Raw genomic sequence first — 17,424 nt, forward strand, 5'->3', positions numbered from 1 at the left:
CAGGGACGGCTGGCGCTCGCTCCGGTTCCCGAGGGGGCGCGCCAGCGCCGTCTCGAAGGGCAACCGACGGGCGTCGTCGGTTGAGCAGGTCGCTCTGCGACCGTGTCGAAACCCGGTGGCCGAGCAGGACTACGTGCAGCTCCCCGTTTCCGAGTAGCGGAACGGCGCTGGAGGGCGGCGGCTGCACGTCGTTCTGCACGTCCACCGGATGGGGAGCGGCACCCGTGGTTTCGAGACGCTCGCTGGCGCTCGCTCCTCAACCACCGGGGAGCGGCCGCCGTGGTTTCGAGACGCTCGCTGGCGCTCGCTCCTCAACCACGGGGAGCGGCACCGTGGTTTCGAGACGCTCGCTGGCGCTCGCTCCTCAACCACCGAGGACGGCTCGCGCTCGCTGCGCAACCACTGGGCCGGCTACTCGATTTGAGTGACCCCACGGGGCGCGGCGTACCCTTGGCCGGTGACTTCCCCCGCCTCCGTGTTCCCGCGCCTGGAGCCCCGTCTGCCCTCGGTGCAGAAGCCGATCCAGTACGTCGGCGGCGAGCTCAACTCCACCGTCAAGGACTGGGACTGCGCTCCCGAGGGGCCGACGGTCCGCTGGGCGCTGATGTACCCCGACGCCTACGAGGTCGGACTGCCCAACCAGGGCGTCGCGATCCTGTACGAGGTCCTCAACGAGCGGGACTGGATCGTGGCCGAGCGGACCTACTCGGTCTGGCCGGACATGGAGCAGGTGATGCGCGAGGGCGACGAGCAGGGCCCGATCCCGCAGTTCACCGTGGACGGGCACCGCCCGGTGCGGGCGTTCGACGTGCTGGGTCTCTCCTTCTCCACCGAGCTCGGCTACACGAACATGCTCAACGCCGTCGACCTGGCCGGCATCGCGCTGCACGCGAAGGACCGTGTCGACGAGGACCCGATCGTCCTGGCCGGCGGGCACGCGGCCTTCAACCCCGAGCCGATCGCCGACTTCATCGATGCCGCCGTCCTCGGCGACGGCGAGGAGATCGTGCTCGCGATCTCCGAGCTGATCCGGGAGTGGAAGGCCGAGGGTCGGCCCGGTGGCAGGGACGAGGTGCTGCGACGCCTGGCGGCCAGCGGCGGCGTCTACGTGCCGAAGTTCTACGACGTGGAGTACGCCGACTCCGACGGCGGGTCGGTCATCGCCTCCATCACCCCGAACCGACCGGGGGTGCCGGCCCGGGTCGCCAAGCACACGCTGATGGACCTGGACGCCTGGCCCTACCCGGCCAAGCCGCTGGTCCCGCTCGCCGAGACCGTCCACGAGCGGTTCTCCGTCGAGATCTTCCGGGGCTGCACGCGGGGCTGCCGGTTCTGCCAGGCGGGGATGATCACCCGCCCGGTGCGCGAGCGCTCGATCGAGACGATCGGCGCCATGGTCGAGAACGGTATCCGCAAGTCCGGCTTCGAGGAGGTCGGCCTGCTCTCGCTGAGCAGCGCCGACCACACGGAGATCGGCGACGTCGCGAAGGGGCTGGCCGACCGCTACGAGGGCTCCAACGTCTCGCTGAGCCTGCCCTCCACCCGGGTGGACGCCTTCAACATCACCCTGGCCAACGAGTTCTCCCGCAACGGGCGTCGCTCGGGGCTGACGTTCGCCCCCGAGGGCGGCTCCGAGCGGCTGCGCAAGGTCATCAACAAGATGGTCACCGAGGAGGACCTGATCCGCACGGTCGCGGCGGCGTACTCCCACGGCTGGCGGCAGGTGAAGCTCTACTTCATGTGCGGCCTGCCCACGGAGACCGACGAGGACGTCCTCGAGATCGCCGACCTGGCCAAGAAGGTCATCGCCAAGGGGCGCGAGGTGTCCGGCCGCAACGACATCCGCTGCACGGTCTCCATCGGTGGCTTCGTGCCCAAGCCGCACACGCCGTTCCAGTGGGCCTCCCAGCTGGACCAGGAGACCACCGACGAGCGGCTCCGCAAGCTCCGCGAGGCGGTCCGCAGCGACAAGAAGTTCGGTCGTGCCATCGGCTTCCGCTACCACGACGGCAAGCCCGGCATCATCGAGGGCCTGCTCTCCCGGGGCGACCGGCGGGTCGGCCGGATCATCGAGGAGGTGTGGCGCGACGGTGGCCGGTTCGACGGCTGGAGCGAGCACTTCTCCTACGACCGCTGGGCGGAGGCCGCCGAGCGCGCCCTGGCCGGCACCGGCGTCGACCTGGACTGGTTCACCGTCCGCGAGCGCGGGTACGACGAGACCCTGCCGTGGGACCACCTCGACTCCGGTCTCGACAAGGACTGGCTGTGGGCGGACTGGGAGGATGCCCTCGACCCCGACTCCGTGGACGTCGAGGACTGCCGCTGGACCCCCTGCTACGACTGCGGTGTCTGCCCCGAGATGGACACCGAGATCCAGATCGGCCCGACGGGCGCCAAGCTGCTGCCGCTGTCGGTCGTCTGAGCCGAGCAGAGTCAGGCGAGGCCGCGCGGGCGGTCGACGTAGCGTCGATCGAGACGCTCGCCGTCCTCCTGCCGGAGGGTGCAGGCGATCAGGTCGCCGGCGCCGGGGCTGGGGACGGACAGGATCGGGTACGGCGCGAGGCCGGCCCTGCCGAGCGGCGGCAGCTCCACGCCGGTCGCGATGAGCTCGTCGTAGCAGATCTCCCCGGCCGTGTCCGGGGTGAACCCCTTGGCCTCGCCGCGGGTGATCTCGTGGATCGCGTAGACCTCGCCGTCGTGCTCCTCGTCGCAGTCGGCCTCGGTGATCAGCCCGATGGACTCGGACCCGTCCGCGATGTCGTCGCTGCTGACGCAGGTGCCGGCCTCCAGGTCCTCCGGGCTCACGATGCGGGTGGACAGGTAGACCACGAGCGCCACCGCGACCGTGATCGCGACCGCCCACACCGCACCCATGACCAGCGCGGTCACCGCCGCCCAGCGTCCCCGGGTGCCGTCCCGCCTGATCTGCCGCAGCCCGATGACGGCGCAGACCCAGCCCGGGAGCACCAGCCCCATCGGCGTGAGGTTCAGGACGAAGCCGACGATCGCCAACCCGTTCGTCCTGCGGGGGGCGGTCACGGCGCTCGGCCAGGCCGGGTCCTGGCTCACGGTGGGCTCACCCCACGACCGGCCCGGACAGCTGGCTTCCGTCGCTGTTCCGGACGAAGCAGACGACCCGCTCGGCGTCGGTGTCGCCGGCGACCAGCGGCCGCACCTCGCGGCCGTCGTCGGTGAGCTCCTGCAGTGATGCCCCGGAGGCGGCCAGCTCGTCGACGCACGTGGCGCCGGCCGCCTCGAGATCGACCTCGCCCGACGTGGCCACCGGGTAGGTGGCGAACACCTCGGCGTCGTGGGGCTCCGTGCAGCCGACGACGTCGATGCGCTCGACGACACCGTTGGCGGCGGCGATGTCGGTGCTCACCAGGCACTCGCCGGCGGCCAGGTCGGAGATCGCGGTGCCCTCGTCCCCGTCGCCGTCCAGCAGCCACAGGGCCAGCACCGCGACCACCGCGACGACCAGCACGACCAGGACCAGCGGCAGCAGCCACCAGCGTCGCCGGCGTGGGGTGCCCGACGTGCTGGGCTCGGCGACGCTCGGTCGGCCGGGCACCTGCTGCGGCGCCTCGTGCCCCCTCCAGAGCGGCTGGGGGTGCGGGGCCGGCGCCGGGGCTGGCGCGTCAGGCTCCTCATCGGTCCCGCGGGTCTCCTCATCGGTCCCGTCGGGGTGCCGATCCGCCTCGGCGAACGGGTTCGGCGGTGGCGCCGGTGGCCCGGTCGGCGCCACGGCCACGGGCTCGCCGTACGGGCTCGGGGACGTCGGCGGCTGGTTCGACATCGAGTGTGCTGACCTTCCGGGGCGGACACGGCTCATCGTGTTGGGATCGCTGCGCCTGCAGGCTAGCCGACACCTCCTCAGCCCCGACCCGGTCCGTCGGAAGTGTCCGGCATGCTGGCCGCATGCGCCACGTCCCCGACTCCGAGCGCCGGCACCGGATCGCCGTCCGGCACGCGATCGCGCCCGCGCACCGGGTCGCCGACGCGGTCGCCGCGACCCGGGCGATGACCGTGCTGCACGCCACGGAGCCGGCCACCGTGTACCTCTCCCTGCGGGCCCGGGTGTCCGGACTCCGGCTCGCCGACGTCGACCGCGCGCTGTACGACGACCGCACGCTGGTCAAGCAGCTGGCGATGCGCCGGACCCTCTTCGTCTTCCCCGTCGACCTGCTGCCCGCCGCCTGGGGGAGCGCGTCCGCGCGGGTCGCGGAGCAGGAGTGGCGTCGCACGGTCAAGGACCTCGCGGCGTCCGGCGCCGCCGAGGACGCCGAGGCCCGACTCCGGGGCGGCTGCGACGCCGTGCTCGATGCCCTGACCCGCACCGGAGGTCTGAGCGCGGGCGACCTCGCCCGGGAGGCCCCCGAGGTGGCGGGTCGGATCGCGGTGGGCGTCGGCACCACCTGGGGCGGAGAGATCCCGCTGGCCCCGCGGGTGCTCACCTGCCTGGGCGCGGCCGGCCGGGTGGTGCGCGGTGGCAACGCCGGCGCCTGGCGGTCCTCGCGGCCGACGTGGACGGCGACCGCCGACTGGCTCGGCGGGCCGGGCGCGGTGCCCGAGCCCTGCCCGCCCCGCGAGGGCTACGCCGAGCTGGTACGCCGCTGGCTGGGCACCTTCGGCCCGGGCACGCTGCGCGACCTGCAGTGGTGGCTCGGCTCGACCGTCTCGGCCGCGCGGCAGGCCCTGGCCGACAACGCCGCCGTCGAGGTCTCCCTCGACCGCAGCGAGACCGGGTGGCTGCTCCCCGACGACCTGGACCGGGTGCCGGAGCCGGAGCCGTGGGCGGCGCTGCTGCCGGTGCTCGATCCGACCGTCATGGGCTGGAAGCAGCGCGGCTTCTACCTCGGCGACCTGGAACCGCAGCTGTTCGACCGCAACGGCAACGCCGGGACCACCGCCTGGTGGGGCGGTCGCGCCGTGGGCTGCTGGCTGCAGGAGCCGGACGGCCGGGTGGTCGTGGTGCCGGTCGGCGACCCCGGCCGGGAGGCCCGCGCCGCGCTGGAGGTGGAGGCCGATCGGCTGGGGGAGTGGCTCGCGGGGGAGCGGGTCGGCACCGTCTACCCGTCCGCGCTCATGAAGCAGCGGGCCCGCTAGCCTGTCCGCCGTGCGTGAGCAGCCCGAGCAACAGGCCCCGCCGGTCCAGCGACTCCGCGTGCGCTACGCCAAGCGTGGCCGGCTCCGTTTCACCAGCCACCGCGACTTCAGCCGCGCCTTCGAGCGCGCGGTGTTCCGGGCGAGGGTGCCGATGGCGTACTCCTCGGGCTTCAACCCGCACCCGCGGATCTCCTACGCCGGTGCCGCCCCGACCGGGTCGGCCAGCGAGGCGGAGTACCTCGAGATCGCTCTGGCGGAGGTGGTCGACCCGGCCGGGATCCACGAGCTCCTCGCCGAGGCCCTGCCCGACGGGTTGGACGTGCTCGAGGTGGCGGTCTCGCCCGGCGGTTCGCTGGCGGACCGGCTCGAGGCCAGCGTCTGGGTCGTCGACGTGACCACGCCGCCGGCGGAGGTCCGGCCCGCGGTCGAGACGTTCCTGGCGGCCGAGGAGGTCCCGGTCGAGCGGATGACGAAGAAGGGCCTGCGCACCTTCGACGCCCGCTCGGCGGTGGTGTCGATGTCCGTGACCGACTCCGACCGGGGGGCCGCGATCCGGGTCGTGCTCCGGCACGGGGTGCCCAGCGTGCGCCCGGACGACGTACTCACCGGCCTCACCCGGCTCGCCGAGCTCGAGGTGGGTGCCGGCACCCTGCTCACCCGGCTGGCCCAGGGTCCGCTGGGTGAGGACGGGACGGTCGGCGACCCGCTGGGTCCGGCGGAGTGACCGGTTCCGGCGAGGGGTGTGCGATACTCCCCACAGGTCAGCGTGCCGCGGCTCGCCGCGCACGATGACCCGACGACGTCCTCGCCGCGGTCAACCAGGCCCCGGCACAGGGGGTGCAAGTCGTCACCAGACCGCGACGCGGCCGTGTCGGTGACAGCGACACGTCCCGGGAGAGATCCCGGCCCAGCGACCGCGGCAGGTGGCCCGGCCTGCGCCCGTTGACGCCCTGCGGGGGATCTCGTCGCCACCGGAAGGCTTAGCGTCATCCGCTCCCCGGGGTGGACGGCGTGGGACCAGGCCCGGGCCGACCTCGTCGTCGGTCGGGAGCCGAGGAGCACACATGCTCGACGACGACACCAGCACCGACACCGGCACCGAGACGGGCGCCGACACCGGCGCCGACACCGGGGCCGACAGGGGGGAGCCGGCGGCGCCGGCGAAGAAGGCCCCCGCCAAGCGGGCGGCCAAGAAGGCACCCGCGGCCCGCAAGAGCGCCGCCAAGAAGACCGCGGCCCCCGCTGACGAGGCGGACACCCCGCTGCCGGAGACCTCCGCGGCCCCGACTGCGGCCCCGACCGGAGACACGTCCGGGGACACGCCGGACGCGTCGGCGGAGGAGCCGAGCCAGGCCCCGGCGAAGAAGACCGCCGCCAAGCGGACCGCGGCCAAGAAGACGGCGGCCCGCAAGAGCACCGCCGGGTCGGCCAAGAAGACCGCTCCCGCGGCCGGGTCCGAGGCCCCCGCTCCCGAGACGCCGACTCCCGAGACGCCCACCGCGGCGTCCGAGGCGCAGCCCGCCTCCGAGGCCCCGGCCTCCGCTGCCGCCGAGGGCGGCGCCCCGTCGGTCCCGCTGTTCCAGGCGCCGGAGGTGACCACCACGCCGGTTCGTCGGCGTACCCGCGGCAGGCCGGCCACCGCCGAGCAGCCCCCGGCCGAGCAGCCTGATGCCGAGGCCCCGTCCGCCGAGGAGGCCGCCACCGGGCAGGACGAGACCGCACCCGCGACCGCGAAGAAGGCCCCGAAGAAGGCCGCGAAGAAGTCCCCGGCCACGAGCCCGGACGAGGCGCCGAGCACCGCCAAGGGCGAGGGCCAGGTCGAGGGTGGGACCCGGACCCGGGACGCCGACGAGGCTGACGCGCCCGCAGAGGGTCACGAGGGCCAAGAGGGGTCAGAGGGCTCCGAGGGCCGCTCCGGCGACTCCGACGACGCCGAGACCGGCGAGGGCAACGGCGCGCGGCGCCGGCGCCGCCGTGGCGGTCGTCGCCGTCGCAAGTCCGGCAACGGTGACTCCGGGGACGACCGGCGCAGCGACGGGTCCGAGGGGTCGGGCCAGTCGGGCCAGTCGGGCGGGGACGACGACGGTGGGGACCAGGACTCCGAGGGCGGCGACAGCCCCGGCTCCCGGCGTCGGCGGCGCCGCCGCAGGGCAGGCGAGGACGGCGGCGACGGGCAGGACGACCCGCGCAACACCGTCACCCGGGTCCGCAAGGCCCGCAACCCCGAGGACGAGATCACCGCCGTCTCCGGGTCCACCCGCCTCGAGGCCAAGAAGCAGCGCCGCCGCGAGGGGCGCGAGGCCGGACGCCGACGCGCCCCGATCGTGAGCGAGGCCGAGTTCCTGGCCCGCCGCGAGTCGGTCGACCGCACGATGGTGATCCGGCAGCGCGACGACCTGACCCAGATCGCCGTCCTCGAGGACAAGGTGCTGGTGGAGCACTACGTAGCCCGCGAGTCGCAGTCCTCGCTCATCGGCAACGTCTACCTCGGCCGGGTCCAGAACGTCCTTCCCTCGATGGAGGCGGCGTTCATCGACATCGGCAAGGGCCGCAACGCGGTCCTCTACGCCGGCGAGGTCAACTGGTCCGCGCTGGGCCACAAGGAGGGCCAGCCCCGCAAGATCGAGTCGGTGCTCTCCAGCGGTCAGTCCGTGCTGGTGCAGGTCACCAAGGATCCCATCGGGCACAAGGGCGCCCGGCTCTCCAGCCAGGTCAGCCTGGCCGGCCGGTTCCTGGTCTACGTCCCCGACGGCACCACCAGCGGGATCTCCCGCAAGCTCCCCGACACCGAGCGGAACCGGCTCAAGACCCTGCTCAAGGAGATCGTCCCGGACACCGCGGGCGTCATCGTGCGCACCGCCGCGGAGGGTGCCTCCGAGGAGGAGCTCACCCGCGACGTCGAGCGGCTCAAGGCCCGCTGGGAGGAGATCGAGAAGCGCGCCAAGTCCGGCAGCGGCCCGAAGCTGCTCTACGGCGAGCCCGACCTCACCCTGCGGGTGGTCCGTGACCTGTTCACCGAGGACATCGCCAAGCTGGTCGTCCAGGGCGACGACGCCTGGGACGTGGTCCACGAGTACGTCGACCAGGTCGCGCCCGACCTGGGTGAGCGGCTCGAGCGCTTCGAGCGGACCGAGGACAGCGGTGACGTGTTCGCGGCCTACCGGATCGACGAGCAGATCGCCAAGGGCATGGATCGCAAGGTCTGGCTGCCCTCGGGAGGGTCGCTGATCATCGACCGCACCGAGGCGATGACGGTGGTCGACGTCAACACCGGGAAGTTCACCGGGTCCGGCGGGAACCTCGAGGAGACCGTCACCAAGAACAACCTCGAGGCGGCCGAGGAGATGGTGCGCCAGCTCCGCCTCCGCGACATCGGCGGCATCATCGTCATCGACTTCATCGACATGGTCCTGGAGTCCAACCGCGACCTCGTGCTGCGCCGGCTGGTCGAGTGCCTCGGCCGGGACCGGACCCGGCACCAGGTCGCCGAGGTGACCTCGCTCGGCCTGGTGCAGATGACCCGCAAGCGGATCGGCACCGGGCTGCTGGAGGCGTTCTCCGAGGACTGCGAGCACTGCCAGGGTCGTGGCCTGGTGGTCCACGACATGCCCGTCGAGCCGAGGAAGGCCGACGACGACCGCCGCGGCAGCCGCCGCGGTCGTGGACGCGGCAAGGGCGAGGGCGGCAACGGCTCCGACAACGACCACGGCAACGACAAGGACAACGGGAACGGGAACGGCAGGGGCCGGGGCACCGGCCAGTCCGGCAGCGCCGGCAGGGCGCCCTCGCCCAAGGACGTCGCCGCGGTCGCCAAGCCGGAGAACGCCGACAGGCCGCCGGCGGACGAGGCACCGACCGAGTCCCCGGCGCAGACCCCGGCCGACGAGGCCGCGCCCGCGACCCGGGTCGACGAGAGCCCGACACAGACCCCGGCCGACGCGGAGCCGGCGACCGAGACCCCGGTCGAGGCCGAGTCGGCACCCGAGGCTGCGCCGGCTCCCGAGGCCGAGGCTCCCGCCGAGGCTCCTGCCGAGCCGGCACCCGAGGCTCCTCCGGCCGCCCCCAAGGTGGTCACCCGGACCCGGCGTCGCAGTGCCAGCCGTCCGGCCGGGCCCCCGCCCGGGGTCCCGACGCTGGACGAGGTCACTCCCACCTCCGGCGTGGGCAGTCCCTCCGGCAACGGCCACGTGGAGCCTGGCGTCGTCGACGTCGAGCCCGGGGTCGAGCCCTCGCCCGAGGACGTCCCCGACGTCCAGGGCGACGCCGGGACCGGAGCCGGCGACGGCGACGGGTTGCACGTCCCGATCAAGAAGAAGGGCGCCCGCAAGCGCTGAGCCGCGGACGCAGGGAGACGGCAGCCGCGGTCGGACGAGGTCTCGTTTTGCCCCGATGCCGTCGGGTCCGTACTATAAACCCTCGGTGTGCATCCGCATGCCCTCCCTGCGTGGCCGCGCGCGAGCGCCCGAGCCCCAGGACCCGAGCATGAACCAGCAGGAATCGACGAAGGAGACCGCGGTGTACGCGATCGTGCGCGCTGGCGCCACCCAGCAGAAGGTTGCCGTCGGCGACGTCATCGAGATCGACCAGGTCTCCACGGCCGTGGGCGAGTCGCTGAGTCTCCCGGTGGTCATGGTCGTCGACGGCGAGAAGGTCACCTCCACCGGCCTGGACAAGGCCGCCGTGACCGCCGAGGTCCTCGGCGGGACCAAGGGCCCGAAGATCATCATCCAGAAGTACAAGAACAAGACCGGCTACAAGAAGCGCATGGGCCACCGCCAGAAGTACACCCAGGTCAAAGTCCTGGACATCACGGTCTGACCGTCTGACCCCCTCACCTGCATCCCCACGATTTTCTCGCGGCTCGCACACAGCGAAGGACTGAACTCATGGCACACAAGAAGGGCGCGGCCTCGACCAAGAATGGTCGGGACTCCAACGCGCAGCGCCTCGGCGTCAAGCGGTACGGCGGCCAGCTGGTCAACGCCGGCGAGATCATCGTCCGCCAGCGCGGCACCCACTTCCACCCCGGGAGCGGCGTCGGCCGTGGCGGCGACGACACCCTGTTCGCCCTGGTCGGGGGCGCCGTCGAGTTCGGCACCCGACGCGGGCGCCGGGTCGTCAACATCCTGCCCGGCGAGTGACCTGAGGCAGGCACCAGCCGGCTGAGCACACGAGCCCGGCTCCACCGAGGGCGTCCCCGGCCTGGGGGCGCCCTTCGGCATTTGGCTCGGGCCCGGTCCGCACGACCGTCCCGACCACCGAAAGGAACCCCATGGCTGTCCCGACCTTCGTCGACCGGGTGACGCTGCACGTCGCGGCGGGACGGGGTGGCAACGGCGTCGCGTCGGTCCACCGCGAGAAGTTCAAGCCGCTGGGCGGGCCGGACGGCGGCAACGGCGGTCCCGGCGGCTCGGTGATCCTGCGGGTCGACCCCGACGTCACCACGCTCATCGACTACCACCACAGCCCCCGGCGCCGGGCCGAGCACGGTGGGCACGGGGCCGGTGGGCACCGCAACGGCGGGCACGGCGCGGACCTGGTGCTGCCGGTGCCGGACGGCACGGTCGTGGCCGACCAGCGCGGGCGGGTGCTGGCCGACCTCGTGGGCCCGGGCACCGAGATGGTGATCGCCCGCGGCGGCCGGGGCGGCTTGGGCAACGCGGCCCTCGCCTCGTCCAAGCGCAAGGCCCCCGGCTTCGCGCTGCTCGGCGAGCCCGGTGACGAGCTCGACCTCGCGCTCGAGCTCAAGGTGGTCGCCGACATCGGCCTCGTGGGCTTCCCCAGCGCCGGCAAGTCCTCGCTGATCGCCGCGGTCTCCCGGGCCCGGCCCAAGATCGCCGACTACCCGTTCACCACGCTGGTGCCGAACCTCGGTGTGGTCCGCGCGGGGGAGACCACCTTCACCGTCGCCGACGTCCCGGGGCTGATCGAAGGGGCCGCCGAGGGACGCGGCCTCGGCCACGACTTCCTGCGGCACATCGAGCGCTGCGCCGCGCTCGTGCACGTCATCGACACCGCCTCGATCGAGCCGGGACGCAACCCGGTCGGGGACCTGGACGTCATCGAGGACGAGCTTGCCCGCTACGGCGGCCTCGAGGACCGGCCGCGGCTGGTGGCGCTGAACAAGGTCGACGTCCCCGACGGTCGTGACATCGCCTCGTTCGTCGTCGACGAGCTCCGCGAGCGCGGGCTGCGGGTCTTCGAGGTCAGCGCCGCCTCGGGGGAGGGCCTGCGTGAGCTGTCCTTCGCGATGGCCGAGATCGTCGCCGCCGCCCGCGCCGACCGCCCGGTCGCCGAGGCGCAGCGGATCGTGCTCCGCCCCGAGTCCGTCGACGGCGGCGACTTCACCGTCAAGGAGACCGGCGAGGGCTGGCGGGTCCGGGGGGAGAAGCCGGAGCGCTGGGTCCGGCAGACCGACTTCAGCAACGACGAGGCCGTCGGCTTCCTCGCCGACCGGCTCAACCGGCTCGGGGTCGAGGAGCGGCTGCTCTCGCTGGGTGCCGTCGAGGGTGACACGGTCCTGATCGGCCACCCTGACAACGCCGTGGTCTTCGACTTCCAGCCCGGTGTCGAGGCCGGCGCGGAGATGCTCGGGCGGCGGGGCGAGGACCAGCGCTTCGACCACTCGCGGCCGGCGTCGCGGCGGCGCCGGGCCATCGACGAGGCGATGGGGGAGCGCACCGAGACCGAGACCCGGGCCGACGTCGCCCGCCGGCTCGACCGGGAGTCCCGAGGGGCCGGCGACGGGGCCGGCGACGGGGCCGGCGACGGGGCCGGCGACGGGGACACCGGGCCCAGGTCGTACGAGATCGGCTCCGCGGGCGACCCCGACCGGCTCGAGGACCCCGGAACATGAGCCGCCCGGCGGTCACCGGTGCCCGTCGGGTCGTGGTCAAGGTCGGCTCGAGCTCGCTGACCACCGCCGCCGGCGGCATCGACCCCGGCCGGGTCCGCGACCTGGTGGACGTGCTGGCCGCCGTCCGAGGGCGCGGCGTCGAGGTGGTGCTGGTCTCCAGCGGTGCCATCGCCGCCGGCCTGGCACCGCTCGGCCTGGCCCGGCGCCCCCGCGGGCTCGCCGCCCAGCAGGCCGCGGCGTCGGTCGGCCAGGGGCTGCTGGTGCACCGCTACACCGAGGAGCTGGCCCGGCACGGGCTCACCACCGGCCAGGTCCTCCTCACCGTCGACGACATCACCCGGCGGGCCCACTACCGGAACGCGCACCAGACCTTCGCCAAGCTCCTCGAGCTCGGCGTGCTGCCCATCGTGAACGAGAACGACACCGTCGCCACCTCGGAGATCCGCTTCGGCGACAACGACCGACTGGCCGCGCTGGTCGCCCACCTCGTGCACGCCGACCTGCTCCTGCTGCTCTCCGACGTGGACGGCCTCTACGACGGCCACCCCGCCCAGGCGGGCACCTCGCTGCTGCCCGACATCCGGACCGAGGCGGACCTGTCCGGGGTCGCCATCGGGTCGGTGGGAGCAGCCGGGGTCGGCACCGGCGGCATGGTCACCAAGGTCGAGGCCGCGCGGATCGCCACGGGCGCCGGCGTCCCGGTGGTCCTCACCTCCGCAGACCGGGCGGCCGCGGCGCTCGCCGGGGACCCGGTCGGGACCCTGTTCCACGCGACCGGACGCCGTCGCCCGACCCGGCTGCTCTGGCTGGCGCACGCCACCGAGCCCCGGGGCTCGGTCCACCTCGACGCCGGTGCCGTCCGGGCGGTCACGGAGCGCCGTGCCTCCCTGCTGGCGGCAGGGGTCACCGGCGCCTCGGGCGCCTTCGTGGCCGGCGACCCGGTCGACCTCGTCGGCCCCGACGAGCGGCCGGTGGCCCGTGGCCTGGTGAACTTCGACGCCGACGAGGTGCCGGCCCTGGTCGGACGGTCCTCGGCCGACCTCAAGCGCGAGCTCGGCGCCGGCTACGAGCGCGAGGTCGTGCACCGCGACGACATGGTGGTGCTCTGAGGGATGGCCGCACCCGTGTGGTCCCGGGGCCGGCCCCGGGCGGGTCGGGGTCTGGTGCTCGTCCTGCTCGTGCCCGCCGTCCTGCTCACGGGTGCCTGGCTGGTGGAGCCCCTGGTCGGCCAGTCGGGGACCCTGGTCCGAGCCGTGGCGTTCACGCCGTACGCCCTGCCCGGCTACGCCCTGGCCGGCGCCGGGCTGCTCGTGGCCTGGGCCCGGCACCGCCGCCCCGCGACCGGGGTGGCTCTCCTCGTGGCGGTGACCGGCTGCCTCCTGCACGCCTGGTGGCTGGCCCCGGTGTACGCCGGCGCGGAGCCGGCGCCGGCGGCCGGGTCCCCGTCGCTCGCGGTGCTCAGCGTGAACCTGCTCGGCGGAGCCGCCGACGAGGCCGCCGTCCTCCGGCAGGCGGTGGATCGGGACGTCGACGTGCTGGTGCTCCAGGAGATCACCGCGGCGTCCCTGGCGCGGCTGGAGTCCGCCGGGCTCGAGGCGCGCTACCCGCACCGGGCCGGGCGAGCGGGCGCCGACGTCGAGGGCACGATGATCCTGTCCCGGCACCCCCTGAGCCGGGTCGAGCGGGTGCGCACCGGCTTCGGTTCCTGGGCCGCGACGGTGGCGGTCCGGGGCACCCCGGTGCGCCTGCTCGGCGTCCACCCCCGGCCGCCGATCGGCTCGGCCCGGGACTGGCGGGACGACCACGCGGTGATCGCCGAGGCCGTCACCCGGGGCGTCGACCTGGTCGCCGGCGACTTCAACGCCACGGCCGACCACCGCCCCATGCGGGCGCTGGCCGGGCGCGGCTGGCGGAGCGCCGCGGAGCTGGCCAACGTCGGCTGGGCGCCGACCTGGCCGGCCGACGGGCAGGTGCGGGTGCTGGGGCTGGCGCTGCCCCGGCTGGTCGGCATCGACCACGTCCTGGTGGGCGAGCGACTCGCGGTGCTCGAGGCGAGCCGGGTGCCGGTGCCGGGGACCGACCACTCGGGGGTGCTGGCGGAGGTCACCGCGCGCGCGACTTCGGAGAGCGCCGTAGGCTGGAGGGCGCCATGACCGACCTCGCCCGCACGCCACGCCGCGTGTACCTCGACCACGCCGCGACCACGCCGATGACGGCCGCCGCCGTCGAGGCCCTGACCGGGCAGCTGACCAGCACCGGGAACCCGTCCTCGCTGCACGCCTCCGGTCGGCACGCCCGACGGGTGGTGGAGGAGTCCCGGGAGCGGATCGCACAGGCCCTCGGCTGCCGGCCCGGCGAGGTGGTGTTCACCTCGGGCGGCACGGAGGCCGACAACCTCGCCCTCAAGGGCCTCTACTGGGCCCGTGGGCGTCCGCGGATCCTCGCGACGGCGGTGGAGCACCTCGCGGTGCTCGACCCGCTGCACTGGCTCGCCGAGCACGAGGGAGCCGAGGTGGAGCTGCTGCCCGTCGACGCCCAGGGCCGGCTCGAGGTCGAGGCGCTGCGAGCAGCGGTCGAGCGCGACCCCGAGGCGGTCGGGCTGATCTCGGTGATGTGGGCGAACAACGAGGTCGGCACCCTCCAGCCGCTCGACCGGGTCGTCGAGATCGCCTCCGAGCACGGCATCCCGGTCCACACGGACGCGGTGCAGGCGCTCGGCGCCGTACCCGTCGACTTCGCCGCCTCCGGGGTGGACGCCCTGACCCTGACCGGCCACAAGGTGGGCGGGCCCTACGGCGTCGGGGCCCTGGTCGTCCGGCGCGAGGTGGAGGTCACCCCGCTGGTGCACGGCGGCGGCCAGGAGCGCGACATCCGCAGCGGCACCATCGACACCCCCGCCATCGCCGGCCTCGCGGCCGCGGTCGAGGTGGCCGTGAAGGCCCAGGCCGACGAGCACGGCCGGCTGGCCGCGCTCCGCGACGACCTCGTCGCGCGGATCTGCGCCGTGGTCCCCGACGCGGTCCCGAACGGCGACCCGGACCACCGCCTGCCCGGCCACGCGCACCTGCGCTTCCCCGGCTGCGAGGGCGACTCGCTGCTGATGCTGCTCGACGCCCAGGGCATCGAGTGCTCCACGGGCTCCGCCTGCAACGCCGGCGTCCCCCAGGCCTCCCACGTCCTGCTCGCGATGGGACGCACCGAGGACGAGGCCCGCAGCTCCCTGCGCTTCTCGCTCGGCCACACGACCGTCACTGAGGACGTCGACGCACTGGTCGCGGCGATCGGCCCGGTCGTCGAGCGGGCGCGCGCGGCCGGCGTCCGCCGGGGGGCCTCGTGAGGGTCCTGGCAGCGATGTCGGGCGGGGTCGACTCGGCCGTGGCGGCCGCCCGGGCGGTCGAGGCCGGTCACGACGTCACCGGCATCCACCTGGCGCTCTCCCGGAACCCGAGGTCCTACCGCAGCGGGGCGCGCGGGTGCTGCACGATCGAGGACAGCAACGACGCCCGCCGTGCCGCCGACGTCCTCGGCATCGCGTTCTACGTGTGGGACTTCAGCGAGGAGTTCCACGAGGACGTCGTCGAGGACTTCCTCTCCGAGTACGCCGCCGGCCGGACCCCCAACCCCTGCCTGCGCTGCAATGAGAAGATCAAGTTCGCCGCGGTGCTCGACCGGGCCGTGGCGCTGGGCTTCGACGCCGTGGCGACCGGGCACTACGCCCAGCTGGAGTCCGGAGCCGACGGGCTGATCGAGATGCACCGAGCGGTGGACCACGGCAAGGACCAGTCCTACGTGCTCGGCGTGCTCACCCAGGACCAGCTGGCCCGCTCGCTGTTCCCCCTGGGCGGCTCACCGAAGTCCGAGGTGCGCGAGGAGGCGGCCCGGCGCGGGCTGCTGGTGGCGGACAAGCCCGACTCGCACGACATCTGCTTCATCGCCGACGGGGACACCGGCGGCTGGCTCACCGAGAAGCTGGGCGGGTCGGCGCCGAACGACGGCGGCGAGATCGTCGACCACGCGACCGGCGAGGTGCTCGGGACCCACGGCGGCACCGTCGGCTTCACGATCGGGCAGCGCAAGGGGCTGCGGATCGGCCGCCCGGCGGCGGACGGCAGGCCGCGCTTCGTGCTCGACATCGAGCCGGTCAGCGGCACCGTGACGGTCGGGCCCCGGGAGGAGCTGAGGATCGACGCGATCTCGGGCATCCGGGCCCGCTGGTGCGGCACGGTGCCGGACCGCCTCGAGGGCACCGTGCAGCTGCGCGCGCACGGGGCCGAGCACCGGGCACGGGTCGAGGTCGCCGACGACGGGGACGCCGTCGAGATCGCCCTGCACGATCCCGCGGAGGGCATCGCGCCCGGCCAGGCGGCCGTGATCTACGACGGGACCCGGGTCGTGGGGTCGGCGACGATCTCGGCCACGGCCCGGCGACTGTCCGGCGCGGGACGGTGAGCGCCGCCACCGGCGTCGGCTCCCTGCCCGGCGGGGCGGCGCTCGCCTCGGAGGCCGACAACGCCCGGGACTACGCCGAGGCCGTGCGGCTGGTGCTGGGCGAGCTCCCCGACCTGCCGCACGTCCCCGAGCTGCCGGCCCGCGGTGCCGGCGCGACGATGACCGGGCGGGCCCTGGCCGTCGTCGAGGGCCTGGCCTGCGACCTGCAGCCGACCGGCTGGCGGCTCACCGACGCCCCCGGCGTGGACCAGCGTCGGGCCCGGTCCCTGCTGGCCCGGGACCTGGACTGCGTCGAGGAGCTGACCCAGGGCTGGAGCGGCCCGGCGAAGACCCAGGTGGCCGGCCCGTGGACCCTCGCGGCGACGACCGAGCTGCCCCGCGGGGAGAAGGTGCTCTCCGATCCCGGCGCCCGGCGCGACCTCGCCCAGGCCCTGGCCGAGGGTGTCCGCGCCCACGTGGCCGATCTGCGCCGACGGCTCCCGGGGGTCACCGAGCTGCTCCTGCAGGTCGACGAGCCGGCGCTCCCGGTCGTGCTCGCCGGGGGCGTGCCGACGGCGTCCGGGTTCGGCCGGCACCGCACCGTGCACCCTCCGGAGGCCTCGGAGGTGCTGGGCTGGGTGTTCTCCGCCATCGAGGCGGCCGGCGCCGTCCCGATCGTGCACTCCTGCCACCCCGACGTCCCGGTCGGGCTGCTGCGGGGAGCCGGCGCCCGCGGGCTCAGCGTCGACGTCGGGGTGCTCGCGCCCGCGGCGTACGACGGCCTCGCCGAGGCGGCGGAGGCGGGCGAGTGGGTGCTGCTCGGCGCGGTGCCGGCGCTGGCCGCCGCCGAGAACGGCGAGACCGAGCGGTCGGTGACCGAACGGGTGCTCAGGATGCTCGACATGACCGGGATCGAGCCCGGCGAGCGCACGCTGGTGACCCCGACGTGCGGCCTGGCCGGCGCCGACCCGGCTCACGCCCGCCGTGCTCTCTCCCTCGCCCGTGCCGCCGCCGGGGCGCTGCGATGACGGACC

The 17,424-nt window shown here is 74.4% G+C and carries 13 protein-coding genes and 1 pseudogene; 12 read left to right on the forward strand and 2 right to left on the reverse strand.

Features of this window, described 5'->3' with window-relative positions; all coding sequences use genetic code 11:
• Positions 1-457 precede the first annotated feature (457 nt).
• Positions 458-2,422, forward strand: coding sequence for a TIGR03960 family B12-binding radical SAM protein (locus IE331_RS04775; protein WP_192140963.1), 1,965 nt, complete (start codon positions 458-460; stop codon positions 2,420-2,422).
• An 11-nt stretch (positions 2,423-2,433) separates the two neighbouring features.
• On the opposite strand, the gene IE331_RS04780 is transcribed toward IE331_RS04775, so the two are convergent.
• Positions 2,434-3,069, reverse strand: a complete 636-nt coding sequence (locus IE331_RS04780) for a DUF4190 domain-containing protein (protein WP_192140964.1) — start codon at positions 3,067-3,069, stop codon at positions 2,434-2,436.
• A gap of 7 nt (positions 3,070-3,076) precedes the next feature.
• Positions 3,077-3,796 carry a hypothetical protein gene (locus tag IE331_RS04785; RefSeq protein ID WP_192140965.1) on the reverse strand — a complete coding sequence of 240 codons (720 nt, stop codon included), beginning with the start codon at positions 3,794-3,796 and terminating at the stop codon, positions 3,077-3,079.
• 122 nt (positions 3,797-3,918) lie between these two features.
• Here IE331_RS04785 and IE331_RS04790 point away from each other — a divergent pair, with 122 nt between their 5' ends.
• From IE331_RS04790 to IE331_RS04840, 11 genes and pseudogenes are all read left to right on the forward strand, one after another.
• Positions 3,919-5,106, forward strand: coding sequence for a winged helix DNA-binding domain-containing protein (locus IE331_RS04790; protein WP_192140966.1), 1,188 nt, complete (start codon positions 3,919-3,921; stop codon positions 5,104-5,106).
• Positions 5,107-5,116: 10 nt separating this feature from the next.
• Positions 5,117-5,830 carry a TIGR03936 family radical SAM-associated protein gene (locus tag IE331_RS04795; RefSeq protein ID WP_192140968.1) on the forward strand — a complete coding sequence of 238 codons (714 nt, stop codon included), beginning with the start codon at positions 5,117-5,119 and terminating at the stop codon, positions 5,828-5,830.
• Between the two features lie 340 nt (positions 5,831-6,170).
• A pseudogene (locus tag IE331_RS04800) lies at positions 6,171-8,795 on the forward strand (Rne/Rng family ribonuclease); the annotation flags it as partial.
• A gap of 826 nt (positions 8,796-9,621) precedes the next feature.
• On the forward strand, positions 9,622-9,924 hold the full coding sequence (gene rplU / locus IE331_RS04805; RefSeq protein WP_192141728.1) for a 50S ribosomal protein L21: 303 nt from the start codon (positions 9,622-9,624) through the stop codon (positions 9,922-9,924).
• A 68-nt stretch (positions 9,925-9,992) separates the two neighbouring features.
• Positions 9,993-10,247 carry a 50S ribosomal protein L27 gene (gene rpmA, locus IE331_RS04810; protein ID WP_192140972.1) on the forward strand — a complete coding sequence of 85 codons (255 nt, stop codon included), beginning with the start codon at positions 9,993-9,995 and terminating at the stop codon, positions 10,245-10,247.
• Positions 10,248-10,378: 131 nt separating this feature from the next.
• The gene (obgE, locus tag IE331_RS04815) at positions 10,379-11,962 is read left to right on the forward strand and encodes a GTPase ObgE (protein ID WP_192140974.1); all 1,584 of its coding nucleotides are present in this window, start codon (positions 10,379-10,381) and stop codon (positions 11,960-11,962) included.
• Positions 11,959-13,071, forward strand: a complete 1,113-nt coding sequence (proB, locus tag IE331_RS04820; RefSeq protein WP_192140976.1) for a glutamate 5-kinase — start codon at positions 11,959-11,961, stop codon at positions 13,069-13,071. Before obgE ends, proB begins: the two co-directional genes overlap by 4 nt.
• A 3-nt stretch (positions 13,072-13,074) precedes the next feature.
• Positions 13,075-14,115: an endonuclease/exonuclease/phosphatase family protein gene (locus tag IE331_RS04825; RefSeq protein ID WP_192140978.1), complete on the forward strand. Its 1,041-nt coding sequence runs from the start codon at positions 13,075-13,077 to the stop codon at positions 14,113-14,115.
• Positions 14,112-15,299 carry a cysteine desulfurase family protein gene (locus tag IE331_RS04830; RefSeq protein ID WP_192140980.1) on the forward strand — a complete coding sequence of 396 codons (1,188 nt, stop codon included), beginning with the start codon at positions 14,112-14,114 and terminating at the stop codon, positions 15,297-15,299. Before IE331_RS04825 ends, IE331_RS04830 begins: the two co-directional genes overlap by 4 nt.
• Positions 15,296-16,411 (forward strand): tRNA 2-thiouridine(34) synthase MnmA, encoded by a 1,116-nt coding sequence (gene mnmA, locus IE331_RS04835; protein ID WP_318646764.1) that lies wholly within the window; start codon positions 15,296-15,298, stop codon positions 16,409-16,411. Before IE331_RS04830 ends, mnmA begins: the two co-directional genes overlap by 4 nt.
• Entirely contained in the window at positions 16,408-17,418 is a 1,011-nt protein-coding gene (locus tag IE331_RS04840) for a uroporphyrinogen decarboxylase/cobalamine-independent methonine synthase family protein (RefSeq protein WP_201931067.1), read from the forward strand. The genes mnmA and IE331_RS04840 overlap by 4 nt, the downstream gene beginning before the upstream one ends.
• Positions 17,419-17,424 lie beyond the last annotated feature (6 nt).

Source organism: Nocardioides donggukensis (assembly GCF_014842875.1).
Classification (GTDB): domain Bacteria; phylum Actinomycetota; class Actinomycetes; order Propionibacteriales; family Nocardioidaceae; genus Nocardioides; species Nocardioides donggukensis.

Bases quoted from the DNA above. Each gene is read 5' to 3' on its own strand.
- proB (WP_192140976.1), top strand. From the start codon at position 11,959: ATGAGCCGCCCGGCGGTCACCGGTGCCCGTCGGGTCGTGGTCAAGGTC.
- IE331_RS04830 (WP_192140980.1), top strand. From the start codon at position 14,112: ATGACCGACCTCGCCCGCACGCCACGCCGCGTGTACCTCGACCACGCC.
- rpmA (WP_192140972.1), top strand. From the start codon at position 9,993: ATGGCACACAAGAAGGGCGCGGCCTCGACCAAGAATGGTCGGGACTCC.
- obgE (WP_192140974.1), top strand. From the start codon at position 10,379: ATGGCTGTCCCGACCTTCGTCGACCGGGTGACGCTGCACGTCGCGGCG.
- IE331_RS04785 (WP_192140965.1), bottom strand. From the start codon at position 3,796: ATGTCGAACCAGCCGCCGACGTCCCCGAGCCCGTACGGCGAGCCCGTG.
- IE331_RS04825 (WP_192140978.1), top strand. From the start codon at position 13,075: ATGGCCGCACCCGTGTGGTCCCGGGGCCGGCCCCGGGCGGGTCGGGGT.
- IE331_RS04790 (WP_192140966.1), top strand. From the start codon at position 3,919: ATGCGCCACGTCCCCGACTCCGAGCGCCGGCACCGGATCGCCGTCCGG.